Here is a 14974-nt window from a genome sequence, read left to right as displayed (position 1 = left end):
CGTCGCCCTACAGTGTGATCGGCGTGCCGGCCGTCATCGACGTGACGAACCCCGAATCCACATGCACATCCTGGCCGTTGATCCACTTCGCGGCGTCGGAGGCAAGAAACGCGATGACGGGCACGATGTCCTCGACGGTGCCGTGTCTGCCGTAGGTGTCGCGCAGTATGTCGAGGATCTCCTTGCCCATCGTCTGTTCGAAGTCGGCGAGGATCGGGGTCTGCACCGGCCCGGGGCTGACGGTGTTGACGCGCACCCCGTATCGGGCCAGCGCGGTGCCGGCGAGCCGCTTGGCGTACAGGATCACCGCCTGCTTGGAGGTGGTGTACACCGGATACGACGGATCCTGGCGGGACTGCCAGGCGGCGACGCCCTCGGCATCGGTGGCGGCCAGTAGTTCGGAGAGCTCGTCGAGGCGCTGCTCCCAGCCGATGCCGGCGATCGAGGCGACGGCGACCACCGAACCGCCGCGGCGCATGCGCGGCAACATGCCCTCGACCATCTTGCGCATGCCCAGATAGTTGACCGTCAGCACGTCGTCGGCCGGCGCGGTGCCCGGAACCCCGGCGACGTGCGCGAGCACGTCCCAGTCCGAGTCGAGGTCGGCGAGCAGGCCGGCGATGCTCTGTGGGTCACGCAGATCGCACTGCGCGTGCGCCGCGGCGGGTGTCTCGTTGGGGCGCAGATCGACCGCCAGCACGTCGTCACCGTTGTCGTGGAAGTGCGCGGCGACGGCCGCGCCGATGCCCGAACCTGCTCCGACGACGACGATCTTGCGCTTCTCAACCTGCATGGGCACGACTTCCGCAATTTCCCGAATGGTCGACAGTAAGGACGACTGTAAACAACTCGCCGACGGCCGGCAATGCCGTGCCGGATGTTACCGTTGCGCTTACCGCACGCGTTGCCGGACAGAGGGGTCGGACATGACAGTGCTGCTGGGCGGTATGACCGCGAGCCGGCCGGAACCGATGGCGGAGTTGCTCGGGCGTCAGCGAAGTGCGTTCGTCGCCGACGGACCTCCCGACGAGGCTGCGCGCCGCAACCGCATCGACCGGCTGTTGGCTCTCGTGCTGGACAACGCCGACGATTTCGTCGACGCGATGGCAGCCGATTACGGTACCCGGCCAAGGGCCGGAACACTTTTCACCGAGATCATGGGCATGATTTCGGTGGTCGAACACACCAGAGCCCATGTGCGGCAATGGATGAAACCCGTCAAACTGATGCGCCCGGCCCGGCCGCTGGGGTTGCGGGCCGAGGTGCGACCGTCACCTCTGGGGGTCGTCGGGATCATCGGACCCTGGAATTTTCCGCTGAACCTGGTGGTGCTGCCGGCGGCGGCGGCGTTCGCGGCGGGCGATCGGGTGATGATCAAGATGTCGGAGGTGACGCCGCGGACCGCTGCGCTGATGCAGGCGGTGGCGCCGGCCTACTTCGACGCCGGGGAGCTGGCGGTGGTCACCGGCGACGCCGCGGTGGCCGCGGAGTTCGCCGCCCTGCCGTTCGACCACCTGTTCTTCACCGGGTCCCCGGGTGTCGGCGCGCTGGTCGGACAGGCGGCCGCTGCGAACCTGGTCCCGGTGACTCTCGAGCTCGGGGGCAAGAACCCGGTGGTGGTGGCGCCCGCCGCGGACCTCGCCCGCGCGGCCACCCGAATTGCGCAGGGCCGCATGATCAACGGCGGTCAGGTGTGCGTGTGCCCCGACTATGTGTTCGTGCCCGCCGACCGCTTAGAGAAATTCGTCGCGGTCGCCCGCGACACGCTGCGAGACATGTTCGGCTCCATCGTGGACAACACCGACTACTGCTCCTCGGTCAACGAGGCGAACTTCGACCGCGTCGTCGCCCTCATCGAGGATGCCCGGGCCAAGGGCGCCCGGGTGGAAACGGTGGCACCACCGAACGAGACGCTGCCGGACCGCCGGACTCGCAAGATCGCGCCGACCATCGTGCTCGACGTCGACGACGGCATGCGCATCGCCGACGAGGAGACGTTCGGACCGGTGCTCACCGTGCGGCCCTACCGCCGGATCGCCGACGTCGTCGACTACGTCAACGCGCGCCCCGCACCGCTGGTGGCCTACTGGTTCGGTCCCGATGACGCCGATTTCCGGTGGTTCGTCGAGCACACCCGAAGCGGCGGTGTGGCCCGCAACGACTTTGCCGCGCAGATGATTCCGTCAGCGGCGCCGTTCGGCGGGGTGGGTCGCAGCGGCATGGGCGCCTACCACGGCAAGGCGGGTTTCGACGCGTTCAGCCACTACCGCACCGTGGTCGGCAGCGATCTGCCGTTCACGATCACCGGTCGCGCGGCGCCACCGTTCCCGGCCTCGATGCGCCTGACCACCGCGCTGGGGCTGCGGATGGCCCACCGGCGCACCCGCCGTCGACTTAGGAACCGCTGACGACCTGCTCCCGCGCCCACCGGTAGTCGGCCTTACCCGCCGGACTGCGCTCGATCACCGGCCGGAACACCACTGCCTTGGGCAGCTTGTAGCGCGCGATCACCGCCGAGGCGTGCTCGATCAAGTCGTCGGCGGTGGTGCTCGCGCCGTCGGCGAGTGCGACCACGGCGACCACCTCCTGGCCCCAGCGGTCACTCGGCCGTCCGGCCACCACGACGTCGGCGACGGCCGGATGCGACGCGATGGCCGACTCGACCTCCTCGGCGAAGATCTTCTCGCCGCCGGAGTTGATCGTGACCGAATCGCGGCCGAGTAGTTCGACCGCCCCGTCGGCGAGGTGTCGGGCCCGGTCGCCGGGGACCGAGTAGCGCACCCCGTCGATCACCGGGAACGTCGCCGCGGTCTTGGCGGCGTCGCCCTTGTAACCCAGCGGGACGTAGCCGCGCTGGGCCAGCCAGCCCATCCCGTCATGGCCCGGTTCCAGGATCGAGCCGAGATCCTCCGCGGCGACGAACGTGTCAGGTCCGGCGGTGAACTTCCCGGTCGACACCGCGCCCGGCGCCGACATGTGCGTCATCTGGGCGCCGGTCTCCGACGAGCCGACCCCGTCGACGACCATCAGGTTCGGTTTGGCGTCGATCAGGCGCTGCTTGGCGGTCGGGGTGAGCTGTGCGCCGCCGTTGGCCACCACGGCCAACGCCGACAGGTCGGCGTCGGTCCGTTCGAACGCCTCGGCCAACGGCCGGGCCATGGCGTCGCCGACCACCGTGACCGCCAGCACCTTCTCCCGTTCGATGGTGGCGATCACGTCGTCGACGTCGAGGTGGCTGGTGACCGGCGAGAAGACCACGGTCTGACCGGTGTTCATCGCGGTGAAGACCGCCCACTGCGCGGCGCCGTGCTTCAGCGGAGGCAACACCATGAGCTTGGTGCCGGGAGACTCCACGCACCGTCGCGCGACGTCGTCCAGCGTCGAGATCAGCTCGCCGGTGTAGAGGCTGCGGCCGCCGAACGAGGTCATGAAGATGTCGTGCTGACGCCACAGCACCCCCTTGGGCATGCCGGTGGTTCCGCCGGTGTAGAGCACGTAGAGGTCGTCGGGCGACGGTTCGACTGGCGGCGGATCGGAGGGCTCGTCGGCCACGATCGACTCGTAATCGACTGCGCCGGGCAGCAATTCATTGCCCGAATTATCGGCGATCTGGATGAGCACCTTGAGGTCGGGCAGGTCGGGCAGTACTTCGGCCAGCCGCGGCGCGAATGCGCCGTGATAGAGCAGCGCGGTGGCGCCGGAGTCCGACAGCAGATAGTGCAGCTCGCTCTTGACGTAGCGGTAGTTCACGTTGAACGGCGCGACGCGGGCCCGCCACGCCCCGAGCATGCCCTCGATGTATTCGGGACCGTTGTGGGCGTAGATGCCCAGCAGATCCTGACCGACCTCGTGGCCCGGCAGCTCGGAACGCTCGGTATGGCAGCCGAGCCCCCGGGCGTGCAGGTAGGCGCCGAGCCGGTTGGAACGCTGCACGATCTGCGCGTAGGTGTAGCGACGGTCGCCCTGGACGATGAACTCGCGGTCGCCGATCACGGCCGCGACGGCGTCGGCGGCAGCCGGGACGGTGAACTGAATCGACTCGGTCATGCGATGGACTCTAGACGGCGACGCCCGCCGAGTGGACAGATGGCCGAAAGTTGTATGCCCATGGGGCTACCTCCAGGTGTCGAGCAGTTCGTCGGTGGTGGTCACGGTCGCCAGCAGCGACAGCGTGTTGTCGATGACGGCGGCCGCATAGTCCGCCGGTACCCCGGCGACGGCGTCCCGGGGGACGACCACCCGGTAGCCCGCGTTGACGGCGTCCATGACGAGGTTGGTGATCGCGACGTTCACCGACACGCCCACGGCGACGATCGTGCGCACGTCGAGGTTGCGCAGGACCGCGTCCAGGTCGGTGCCGCCCATCGGCCCCAGCCCGTGCCACCGATGCAGTACCAGATCGGTTGGCTGGGCGTCGATCTCCGGTACCAGCTGGGTGCCGGGACTACCCGGGGTGATGTCCACAGCGGAGGCCCCCAGCGCGAAGATCTTGGCGTTGTGGTTGGCTCCGCGCCCGTCGGCGCGGCGCTGAAACAGACAGTGCACGACGGATGCGCCCGCGGCGCGGGCCACCGGCAACAGCCGGGCGATGTTGGGCAGCGCCTCGCGACGCGCCTCGTCGGCGAGCGCGGCCAGGCCGGCGTCGGGCCCCACCACCGCGCCCTGACATTCCTGGGTGATCACGGCGGTATGCGCCGGCGCCACGAGCTCGGCGAGGGGAACCCTCATGCGGTGGTCGTACCCGCCGGCGGCACCTCGGCGGGAACCTCGTAGAACCGCTGCGCCCACTTGCGCATCGCCATGTACGGCTTTGCGTCGATCTTGGCCAGCGGCGGGTTCTCCACGTACTTCTGATAGCGCCAGATGTCGCAGTCCTCCCACACCGTCTTGAGGAACTGCCGCTGCACCCTCTCGATCACTTCGGGCGGCGGCACATCAGAGGTCTCCCCGATCAGCTTGGGCCACCAGATCGAATAGAACATGTCCGAGACCTCGTCGTCGACCGGCGTGCAGGCGAAGATCAGCCGGTGGTTCGACGAACCTTCGAACGCACTCATCGCGAACCCGAGGCCGGAAAAGTGGCTGTGAATCTTCAGCGCCATCGCGTCCGGGTCGTCGCTGCGCGCGTCGGGCCAGCCGGTCAGGAACCGCCACTCCTGGTCGACGTGTTCCCAGTGCAGGCAGACCGGTGTCACCGACGCGCCGTGCACATAGCGGAAGTGCGAGCTGTCGGGCCCGTTCTCGGCGACGATCTGCGGATGCACCGGAATGGCGTCCGCGCGGCTGGAGAACTCCGGATAAGGCCGGTAGTAGGCGTTCGCGTCGGTCTCGAACTGCGGGAACTTCCAGAAGATGTCCGGCAGTTCCCACTGCGGTTCCTTGCCCTGGGGCTGGTGCCACACGAAGATGCAGCCGTACTGCTCCTTGACCGGGAAGGACCGCAATCGCAGACCGCGGTTGGGGCGGTCCGGCTGGTAGGGGATGTAGGTGTTGTCTCCCTCCGGGCCCCAGCGCCAGCCGTGGAACGGACACTCGACGCAGTCCCCGACCACCTTGCCGCCGTGGCCGATGTGCGCGCCGAGGTGTTTGCAGTGCGCTTCCAGGACGTGCAGACGACCCGATTCGTCGCGGTATGCGGCCAGATCTTCGCCGAAATACTTGAGCGCCTTGACCTCGCCCACCTCGTACTCGGCCGACCAACCGATCATGAACCACCCGGTGACCTTCCAGGTGAAGGGGACTTTCATGACGACTCCTCTGCTGCGGCGGCCATCCGGCGCACGGCGGAAACGGATTGTGCGGATCCGCCACGGGTGCCTGTGGGCATCGATACTGTAACAGCGACAGTATGTCGAGCCCGGAGGAACCGTGACGATGGAACATGGCGCGGCCCGCTTCGACGTACTCGTGGTGGGGGTCGGCTTCTCCGGCCTTTACGCGCTGCACCACCTACGCGAGCTCGGCCTGCGGGTCCGGGTGCTCGAGCGCGCGCACGACGTGGGCGGTACGTGGTTGTTCAACCGCTATCCGGGGGCGCGCTGCGACATCGAGAGCATCGAGTACTCCTACAGCTTCTCCGAGGAGATCCAGCAGGAGTGGGTGTGGACCGAGACCATGCCGGCCCAGCCGGAGATCGAGGCGTATCTCAACTTCGTCGCCGACCGGCTCGATCTGCGCCGCAACATCGCGTTCGGCATGGACGTCGTGGCCATGACATTCGACGAGGACGCCGGCGAGTGGTTGGTGCAGACGGGGACGGGGGAGACGTTCGCGGCTCCTTTCGTCGTCGCCGCCACCGGGATCCTGTCAGTGCCGCTGGAACCGTCGATACCCGGCATGGACACCTTCGGTGGCAGCTCGTTGTTCACCAGCCGCTGGCCCGAGCGCGGTGCCGATCTGACCGGTCTGCGGGTCGGGGTGATCGGCACGGGTTCCACCGGGGTTCAGCTGATCCCGGTTGTTGCGCGGGAAGCCATGCAGCTCAAAGTTTTTCAACGTTCTCCGGCCTACACGCTGCCCTGGGAGGTGCGCAAGTTCGAACCGGGCGAGCTCGACGAGCTCAAGGCCCGTTACCCGCAGATCCGCGCCGCCCAGCGCGAACATCCTGTCGGCGCGGCGCGGCTGAGCGCATTCTCGGTGCTGCTGGAGATGCTGACCAAGCCGGCGCTGAAGTCCGCCTCGGAGCAGGAGCGGCGGCGCGCGGTCGACGAGAACGGCATCATGGGTGTGCTGAACTGGGGTGACCTGTTCTTCGACATCGAGGCCAACCAGATGGCCGCCCGGCTGTACGGGCAGGCCGTGGCCCGCATCGTCACCGACCCCGACACCGCCAGGGCGCTGACACCGAGCCACCCATTCGCGTGCAAACGGCCGATCATCGACCAGGGCTACTACGAGACCTTCAACCGCGACAATGTCACGCTGGTGGACCTGCGCGACGATCCCATCGTGTCGGTGCGTTGCGCCGGGCTGGAGACCGAACGCGGCCTGCACGAACTCGACGTGCTGATCTATGCGACGGGATTCGACGCGATGACCGGCGCGCTGAGCCGGATCGACGTGCGCGGCCGTGCCGGGGCGTCGCTGGGGCGATTCTGGGCCGAGGAGGGGCCGTTGAGCTACCTCGGTCTCGCGGTCGCCGGCTTCCCGAACCTGTTCACCATCCAGGGGCCCGGAAGTCCCTCCGCGGCATCGATTTTCGTCGCACCGTTGGAGCAGAACGTGGAATGGATCGGAGCCTGCCTGACCTATCTGCGCGGACATGGCTACCACACCATCGAGGCGCTGCCCGAAGCCCAGCAGCAGTGGATCGACGATGCCACCGCACTGGTGGCGCCCACGGTGCTCGTACACCCGTCGTGCAACTCGTGGTACAACGGCGGCAACGTGCCCGGCAAGAAGCGCATGTACATGGGCTACACCGCGGGCATCCCGGAGTACCGTCGCCGCTGCGACGAGGTCGCGCAGGCGGGTTACCGCGGATTCAAACTCGCGTGATGCCCGCGCTACCCGGCGCCGTAGGTGCTGACCAGTCGCCCTCGTACGTAAGCCAGTTCCTCGGCGACGTCGTACGGATAGGCCTGCATGATCCACTGATATGCGGTACCCAACACGGACGCGCCGAAATCGTTGACGGCTCTTGCGATATCGACGTCGGCCCGCACGGACCCGTCGGCGATCCCCTGACGCAGACCGGCCTGGACGGTGTTGGCTGCACGTTCGAGCCACATGCGGATGTACGGATGCGCCTGTGAGCTGGTCTTGGCGGCTTCGAAGGTCAGCACGAAGACTGCTCGGCACAGGTCCGGGTCCTCGGCGTGCAACAGCGCGATCCGGTCGACATGCGCCAGCGCCTGGGTCAGCCCGTCGGAACCGGGATCCGGCGCTGGGCTCAACTTCTTCTCGTACTCGGTGGCGAATAGGGTTTCCAGCAGCGCGTCCTTGCTGCCGTAGCGGGCGTGCACCATCGCCCTGCTATAGCCGGCGCGTAGCCCGATCTCCGCAGCTGTCGTTGCTTCCCAACCCTTTTCGCCGATCAATGCCACGGAGGCCTGTAGGAGTCTGCGAGCCGAGAGCTCAAGGCGCTGAGGTTGGGTCAACCCTGCGGCGGGAGAAGGCACCCTTGCATGTTAAACGCCGGACCCCTAACTTAGTTGCGCGGCGTCAAATAAGTGTGGGAGGTCAACGGTGACTTCGAGTGGCATGACCGACGCGCGGGAGACGGCGGCGGTGCCCCGCTCCATCGCCGAGATCACGCCACGGTGGCTGACCGAGGCGTTGCGTACCGATGCCGGACTGTCGGGTGCGAGCACGGTGACCGATGTCCGTGCCGAACGGATCGCCGAGGACTCGGGGTTCTCGTCTCTGCTCTACCGTCTGTACCTCACCGGCACCGGGGAGGTGCCCGCCAGCCTGATCGCCAAACTGCCCGCGGAGTCCGAGGCGCGTGGTGCGATGGAACTTCTCGACGGTTACCGGCGCGAACTCAGGTTCTACCGCGACGTGGCCGGGCGCGCCCCGATGGACACGCCGCGGGTCTACACCGCCCGGATTGCCCAGGATTCCGTCGATTTCGTGCTGCTGCTCGAAGATCTGCGGGACTGGGACAATGCCGACCATCTGGCGGGGCTGTCGGTCGACCGTGCGCGGTTGGCGGTCGCGACTCTGGCGGCGCTGCACGCGTGGTCAGCGGATCCGGTGAATGTCGGCGTCCTGCAGGACTTTCCGAGTCTGTCGACGCCGGTCGTCCGTGACCTGCTGGTGCCGGCGTTCGCGCCGGGATGGCAGGTATACCGCGACAAGTCCGGCGCCGCCGTGCCCCGCCGGGTGGCGCGCTTCGCCGACCGGTTCGCCGAGTCGGCCCCGCAGGCGCTGTCGGCGCTGACCGAGCACTCGATGCTGCTGCACGGCGACATCCGCGCCGACAACATGTTCTTCGACGGTGACCGTCTGAAGATCGTCGACTTCCAGTTCGCGTCGGTGGGCTGCGGCGCCGCGGACATCGGCTACCTGGTCAGTCAGGGTCTGCCGGTCGCGGCGCGCCGGGGACACGACGAGTCGCTGGTGCGGGAGTATCTCGGGGTGCTGCGGGACCGGGGCCTCACGTCCTACGGCTTCGACGACGCCTGGCGGCACTATCGATTCGCGGTGGCCTATGTGATGGTGCTCCCGGTCATCACCCTGATCGGCTGGGACACCCTGCCGGAGCGCTCCCGGGCACTGTGTCTGGAGCTGACTGCCCGCGCCGTCGCCGCGGTCGACGACATCGATGCCGTGGAGGTGTTCGCATGACGCGGTCGGCGCGTGACGTGGTCGAGCAGTACAACTTCGTGGTCTGGAATCACCGCGACCTCGCGCTCGCCGAGGAGTTGATGGGCGACACGGTGGTCCGGCACGATGTCGGCGAGTCGACGACTCTGACCCACGAGCAGGCGGTGGCCCGCATCGTCGATCACTGGGATATGTTCGAGACCATCCGTTTCGACCTGAACCTGGTGGTCGCCGGCGACGACGGCGAACATGTGGCGATCGTGTACCAGTCACCGATGACGCTCAAGGACGGCACCGAATACACGATCAGCAGTATGGAGATCTTCCGCGTCGTCGAGGGCAGGATCACCGAGGTCTGGAATTGCGGTTACAAGCAAGGAGTTTGGGCATGACGTCGAAGCCTGGGAGCGGAGCGACATCGCAATGAGACAGTCGGAGGCAAGCAGCGACGCGCCGTCGGGAAACGACACTGTATCGGAGGAGCTCGGTTTCTACCTGCTGGCCGGAGCCGGCGGCGAGGGCCCCGCCACGCTGATGGACGAGGCCCGTCGCGGTGAGGAGCTGGGCTTCGGAACGGGATTCATTTCCGAGCGCTGGAACGTCAAAGAAGCCTCGTCATTGACCGGCGCGGCGCTGGCCGTCACCAGCCGCATGCAGATCGCCACCGCGGCCACCAACCACAACACGCGCCACCCGCTGATCACCGGTTCGTGGGCCACCACCATGCACCGGCTCTCCGGCGGGCGGTTCACCCTCGGCATCGGCCGCGGTATCGGCGCGATCTACAACGCTTTCGGGATACCGACGGTGACCACCGCGCAGATGGAGGACTTCGCGCAGGTGATGCGCAAGCTCTGGCGCGGCGAGCTGATCTTCAACCACGACGGGCCGCTCGGCAAATACCCGGTGCTGTTCCTGGATCCGGACTTCCGCGAGGACATCCGGCTGGCCATCGTCGCGTTCGGCCCGCAGACACTGGAGCTGGGCGGCCGCGAGTTCGACGACGTCATCCTGCATACCTACTTCACCCCGGAGACGCTGCAGCGCGCGGTCAAGACGGTCAAGGACGCCGCCGAACGGGCCGGCCGTGACCCGGCGTCGGTGCGGGTGTGGTCGTGCTTCGCGACGGTCGGGGATCACCTGCCCGAGGAACTGCGGTTGAAGAAAACCGTGGCCCGGCTGGCCACCTACCTGCAGGGGTACGGCGACCTGCTGGTCAACACCAACGGCTGGGATCCGGCTGTGCTGCAACGGTTCCGCGACGACAAGGTGGTGCAGTCCTTCGGGGGCGGCATCGACCACAAGGCCACCGCCGAGCAGATCGAGCACATCGCCACGCTGATCCCCGACGAGTGGCTGGAGCCCGCGGCCACCGGCTCGCCGCAGCAGTGCGCGGCCCGGGTCCGCAAGGAATTCGACTACGGCGCCGACGCGGTGATCATGCACGGTGCCACGCCCGACGAACTCGAGCCGGTGATCGCCGCCTACCGGAGCTCGTGAGGTCGGGGTGTCCGTCCTGCCTCAGTGCTGATGAACACGCCGACATCCCTGGCGGCTAGGGGGTGATCGCCGTGCGGGTCACCGGTTGCGCCGCGAGCTGCCGGCTGTAGAGCCCACGCTCGAGCGCGTCGAGCAGCACGTCGCGCGTCTCCTCGGGATGGATCAGGTCGTCGAAGCCGAGGTGCCCCGCCGACCGGAACGACGCGTCCACCTCGGCCTGGCGCAGTTTGGCCTCGATGTCCTCGGTGGCGTGCGACGCCCGGCTCAGGGCCGCTGCGCTCATCGCGCCCATCGTCGCGCCCGGGTACGCGAACGTCGCACTCTGATTGTCGAAGCCCAGCAGCGACATCACCATCGACCCGAAGCCGTACGCCTTCCGCAGAGTCACATGCAGTTTCAGCGTCGTCGCGGCCGTCTGCGCGGCGAACATGCGGGCCCCGCTGCGCAGCACCCCGGTCTTCTCCGACCGGCTGCCGGGCAGCATCCCCGGGTTGTCGGCCAGGAACACGATCGGTAGATGAAACGCGTCGGCGACCATGATGAAGTGCGCGGCCTTGTCGGCGGCGTCGGCGTCGATCGAGCCGGCCAGCACCTTGGGCTGGTTGGCCACCACCGCCACCGGGTGGCCCCCGAGGTGGGCCAGCGCGGTGATCATCGCCGGCCCGAACTTCGGCTGCACCTCGAACCAGGCGGTGTCGTCGAATACGACGTCGAGCACCGCGCGCATGTCGTACACCTGGCGGTTGCCACGCGGCACGATCTCCAGCAGCTCCGGGGTGGCCCGGCGGGCGGTCGACTCGCTCGCCGGCCGCGGCGCCGGATACGACCACGCACTCGACGGGAAGTAGGACAGATAGCGCCGGATGTCGTCGAGCACCGCGGCATCGTCCTGGCCGAGGTTGTGGATCACCCCGCTGGCCAGCGCCACCGACGGGCCGCCCAGGTCCTCCTTCGAGATCTCCTCGCCGGTGGACTCTTTCACCACCGGCGGGCCCGCGGTGAAGATCGCGCCCTGGTTGGTCATGATCGTCCAGTCGCACACCGGCGCGACCAGCGCGCCGTGCCCGGCCGACGGTCCGAACAGCCCGCTGACCGTCGGCACCCTGCCAGAGCACTGTGCCTGTGCCAGCAGGTCGGTGGGCGTGCGCCCGTAATGCTCGCCGCTGGGCCGGAACCCTGCGCCCTCCAGCAGCATCACCATCGGAACGCGATCTCGCAGCGCCAGTTCGGCCAGACGGTACCGCTTCGCGTTGCCGCCGGGTCCGATGCTGCCGGCCAACGTGGTGAAGTCCTCCGCACCGACCAGCACCGGTCTGCCGTCGATCAGACCGGAGCCGGTGACGATGCCGTCGGCGGCGATGTCACCGCCGACCAGGGTGCCGAACTCGCGGAAGGAGCCCTTGTCCAGCAGATGGTCGAGGCGCCCGCGCGCGTCGAGCTTGCCCTTGCCGTGGTGCCTGGCGAGGCGCTCGTCGCCGCCCATGGCCCTGGACACCTCACGCCGGCGCGTGAGCTCGTCGAGGGTGTCCTTCCAATCCTCGGCACTGGCCATGCGCATACTCCTGTCCTCGGCCGGCACGCGACTTCCGGCGTTGACCTTACTGAATTGCTTACTGTAGCTTCATTCAGCATGGGTGCTGGAGGCGGCCTGAAGGTGGACGCTGCCGTCGTCAGTCAACTGTCCCAGGTTCCCGCCGCGGCGAGAACGCTGGAACGGCGGGGCTACGACGGTTGCTGGACGGCCGAGATCAATCATGATCCGTTCCTGCCGCTGACGTTGGCCGCCGAACACACGCACAGCATCGAGCTGGGCACCAGCATCGCGGTGGCGTTCGCGCGCAACCCCATGACGGTGGCCCAGATCGGTTGGGATCTGCAGGACTACTCGCAGGGGCGGTTCATCCTCGGCCTGGGGTCGCAGATCAAGCCGCACATCGAGAAGCGGTTCAGCATGCCGTGGAGCAGGCCCGTCGCGCGGATGCAGGAGTTCGTGCTCGCCCTGCGCGCGATCTGGGCGTGCTGGCGTGATGGCTCCCGGCTGGCCTTCGACGGCGAGTTCTACACCCATAAGTTGATGACGCCGATGTTCGTCCCGCCCGGCCAGCCGCACGGCGATCCGTTGGTCTTCGTCGCCGCCGTGGGAGACCGGATGACCGAGATGTGCGGCGAGGTCGCCGACGGTCTACTCGCGCACGCGTTCTCGACGCAGCGCTACCTCCGGGAGGTCACGGTCCCGACGTTGACGCGGGGGATCGAACGGGCCGGCCGTAAGCGCGCGGACATCGAGGTGGCCAGCCCGTTGTTCGTCGTCACCGGCCACGACGAACAGCAGCTGGCCACGGCCGCGGTGGCGACCCGCAAGCAGATCGCGTTCTACGCCTCCACGCCGGCCTACCGAAACGTGTTGGAGCTGCACGGCTGGGGCGATCTGCAGACCGAGATGCACCGGCTCTCGCGGCTGGGTGACTGGGACACGATGGGGTCGCTCGTCGACGACGCCATCCTCGAAGAATTCGCCGTCGTCGCGTTGGTCGATGACGTGGTGGACAAGATCCGGGCACGGTGCGACGGCCTGATCGACCGTGTGCTGGTGGGCTTTCCGCCGTCCATCGACGAGGCGACGGTGGTCGACCTGGTCACCGATTTGCGCGCCTGCGAATGATGAAGGAGATGTGATGAGCGTTCGTATCGCCGACGAGGCGGCCAAGGTGTTCGCCGATCCCAGCGCCTACGCCGACGAAGCGCGGTTGCACGCGGCGATGACCCGCCTGCGCGCCAGCGCGCCGGTGTCGTGGGTCGAGGTAGCCGGCTACAACCCGTTTTGGGCCATCACCAAGCACGCCGACATCATGGCCATCGAGCGCGACAACATCGTCTTCACGAACTCGCCCCGGCCCGTGCTGACGACCGCCGAAGGCGACGCCCAGCACGCATCCATGGGCATCAGCACCCTGATTCATCTCGACGATCCGCAGCATCGCAAGGTCAGGGCGATCGGCGCGGACTGGTTCCGGCCGAAAGCCATGCGCGCGCTGAAGGTTCGCGTGGACGAGCTGGCGAGGACCTTCGTCGACCAGATGTACGAGCGCGGCGGCGAATGCGATTTCGTGCAGGAGGTCGCGGTGAACTTCCCGCTGTATGTGATCATGTCCCTGCTGGGCATCCCGGAGTCGGATTTCGGCCGGATGCTGACCTACACGCAGGAACTGTTCGGCAACGACGACGCCGAACTTCAGCGTGGGGCCTCGATGGAGGAACGCGGGCTGGCGCTGTTCGACATGTTCAACTATTTCAACGAGATCACCGCGGCGCGTCGGGCTCACCCCACCGAGGATCTGGCCTCGGCGATCGCCAACGCCCGTATCGACGGTGAACCGCTGTCCGACATCGACACGGTCTCCTACTACCTGATCGTCGCCACCGCCGGCCACGACACCACCAGCGCCACGATCTCGGGCGGGTTGCAGGCGCTGATCGAGAACCCCGATCAGTTGCGGCGGCTGCAGCAGAACCCCGACCTGATGCCGCTGGCGACCGAAGAGATGATCCGGTGGGTGACCCCGGTCAAGGAATTCATGCGGACCGCCCAGCGGGATGCCGAGGTCCGCGGCGTGAAAATCGCGGCGGGGGAGTCGGTTCTGCTGTCATACCCGTCCGGGAACCGGGACGAGGATGTGTTCGCCGATCCGTTCACCTTCGACGTCGGCCGTGACCCCAACAAGCATGTCGCGTTCGGCTACGGCGTGCACTTCTGCCTGGGTGCCGCGCTGGCCCGCATGGAGATCAACAGCTTCTTCACCGAGCTGCTGCCGCGGCTGAAGTCGGTCGAGCTGGCCGGCAAGCCCGAGCACATCGCGACGATCTTCGTCGGAGGGCTCAAGCACCTGCCGATCCGGTACTCGCTGACGCGCTGATGTTCAACGACCCGCCGAAATCGCATTCCACGCGGCTATCGCGCGACTTTTCGCGCATGGAATGCGATTTCGGCGAAAGCTAGTCGCTGCCGGAATTCCCCCGGGCGGCTGCCCTGAGGGCATCGAAATGCCCTGCGCCGCCGCCTCGTTCACCCTCCTTATGGTGGGATAGGGCTTGGATGGAGACGTCGTGTCCTTCGGCGGCTTTGCGTAGGGCTCCGACGGTGGCCTGGTCTTTGGGGATGTGGCTGAACGCGTCGAAGTGATACCAGCGCATCGCGTTCTGGTAG

The 14974-nt window shown here is 67.5% G+C and carries 13 protein-coding genes and 1 pseudogene; 7 read left to right on the top strand and 7 right to left on the bottom strand.

What is annotated here, in order from left to right; genetic code table 11:
- Positions 1–7: 7 nt before the first annotated feature.
- Complete coding sequence (locus tag ACXMYJ_RS21520; RefSeq protein WP_460358804.1) at positions 8–793, bottom strand: 3-alpha-hydroxysteroid 3-dehydrogenase; 786 nt, start codon at positions 791–793, stop codon at positions 8–10.
- A 133-nt stretch (positions 794–926) separates the two neighbouring features.
- On the opposite strand from ACXMYJ_RS21520, the gene ACXMYJ_RS21515 reads away from it, so the two are divergent.
- Positions 927–2408, top strand: coding sequence for an aldehyde dehydrogenase family protein (locus ACXMYJ_RS21515; RefSeq protein WP_460358803.1), 1482 nt, complete (start codon positions 927–929; stop codon positions 2406–2408).
- Here the strand turns inward: ACXMYJ_RS21515 and ACXMYJ_RS21510 are convergent.
- From ACXMYJ_RS21510 to ACXMYJ_RS21500, 3 genes are all read right to left on the bottom strand, one after another.
- Positions 2395–4047 carry an acyl-CoA synthetase gene (locus ACXMYJ_RS21510; protein ID WP_460358801.1) on the bottom strand — a complete coding sequence of 551 codons (1653 nt, stop codon included), beginning with the start codon at positions 4045–4047 and terminating at the stop codon, positions 2395–2397. The two genes, ACXMYJ_RS21515 and ACXMYJ_RS21510, sit on opposite strands and share 14 nt — an antisense overlap.
- Positions 4048–4113: 66 nt before the next feature.
- Positions 4114–4728 (bottom strand): cysteine hydrolase family protein, encoded by a 615-nt coding sequence (locus ACXMYJ_RS21505; RefSeq protein WP_460358799.1) that lies wholly within the window; start codon positions 4726–4728, stop codon positions 4114–4116.
- Positions 4725–5747, bottom strand: a complete 1023-nt coding sequence (locus ACXMYJ_RS21500; RefSeq protein ID WP_460358797.1) for an aromatic ring-hydroxylating oxygenase subunit alpha — start codon at positions 5745–5747, stop codon at positions 4725–4727. Before ACXMYJ_RS21500 ends, ACXMYJ_RS21505 begins: the two co-directional genes overlap by 4 nt.
- Before the next feature lie 127 nt (positions 5748–5874).
- Here ACXMYJ_RS21500 and ACXMYJ_RS21495 point away from each other — a divergent pair, with 127 nt between their 5' ends.
- Positions 5875–7497, top strand: a complete 1623-nt coding sequence (locus tag ACXMYJ_RS21495; protein WP_460358821.1) for a flavin-containing monooxygenase — start codon at positions 5875–5877, stop codon at positions 7495–7497.
- 8 nt (positions 7498–7505) lie between these two features.
- Here the strand turns inward: ACXMYJ_RS21495 and ACXMYJ_RS21490 are convergent, their stop codons facing one another.
- On the bottom strand, positions 7506–8120 hold the full coding sequence (locus tag ACXMYJ_RS21490) for a TetR/AcrR family transcriptional regulator (protein ID WP_260751277.1): 615 nt from the start codon (positions 8118–8120) through the stop codon (positions 7506–7508).
- A gap of 82 nt (positions 8121–8202) precedes the next feature.
- Between ACXMYJ_RS21490 and ACXMYJ_RS21485 the strand changes: the two genes are divergently transcribed.
- Genes ACXMYJ_RS21485 through ACXMYJ_RS21475 form a run of 3 tightly spaced genes read left to right on the top strand, consistent with a single transcriptional unit; the run spans position 8203 to position 10770 of the window.
- Positions 8203–9291, top strand: a complete 1089-nt coding sequence (locus ACXMYJ_RS21485) for an ecdysteroid 22-kinase family protein (RefSeq protein ID WP_260751278.1) — start codon at positions 8203–8205, stop codon at positions 9289–9291.
- On the top strand, positions 9288–9662 hold the full coding sequence (locus ACXMYJ_RS21480) for a nuclear transport factor 2 family protein (RefSeq protein ID WP_460358795.1): 375 nt from the start codon (positions 9288–9290) through the stop codon (positions 9660–9662). Before ACXMYJ_RS21485 ends, ACXMYJ_RS21480 begins: the two co-directional genes overlap by 4 nt.
- Before the next feature lie 31 nt (positions 9663–9693).
- Complete coding sequence (locus ACXMYJ_RS21475; RefSeq protein ID WP_260751281.1) at positions 9694–10770, top strand: TIGR03857 family LLM class F420-dependent oxidoreductase; 1077 nt, start codon at positions 9694–9696, stop codon at positions 10768–10770.
- 55 nt (positions 10771–10825) lie between these two features.
- Here the strand turns inward: ACXMYJ_RS21475 and ACXMYJ_RS21470 are convergent, their stop codons facing one another.
- Positions 10826–12322, bottom strand: coding sequence for an acyl-CoA carboxylase subunit beta (locus tag ACXMYJ_RS21470; RefSeq protein ID WP_260751282.1), 1497 nt, complete (start codon positions 12320–12322; stop codon positions 10826–10828).
- A 78-nt stretch (positions 12323–12400) separates the two neighbouring features.
- On the opposite strand from ACXMYJ_RS21470, the gene ACXMYJ_RS21465 reads away from it, so the two are divergent.
- Both ACXMYJ_RS21465 and ACXMYJ_RS21460 read left to right on the top strand, forming a co-directional pair.
- Positions 12401–13432 (top strand): LLM class F420-dependent oxidoreductase, encoded by a 1032-nt coding sequence (locus tag ACXMYJ_RS21465; protein WP_260751283.1) that lies wholly within the window; start codon positions 12401–12403, stop codon positions 13430–13432.
- 13 nt (positions 13433–13445) lie between these two features.
- On the top strand, positions 13446–14684 hold the full coding sequence (locus ACXMYJ_RS21460; protein ID WP_460358792.1) for a cytochrome P450: 1239 nt from the start codon (positions 13446–13448) through the stop codon (positions 14682–14684).
- A 79-nt stretch (positions 14685–14763) separates the two neighbouring features.
- Here the strand turns inward: ACXMYJ_RS21460 and ACXMYJ_RS21455 are convergent.
- Positions 14764–14974: pseudogene (locus tag ACXMYJ_RS21455) on the bottom strand (amidohydrolase family protein); the annotation flags it as partial.

The sequence above is a fragment of the Mycobacterium sp. ZZG genome (assembly GCF_054786995.1).
The sequence above is the reverse complement of the archived record's forward strand: the minus strand, read 5'-3'. Positions and strand labels throughout refer to the sequence as shown.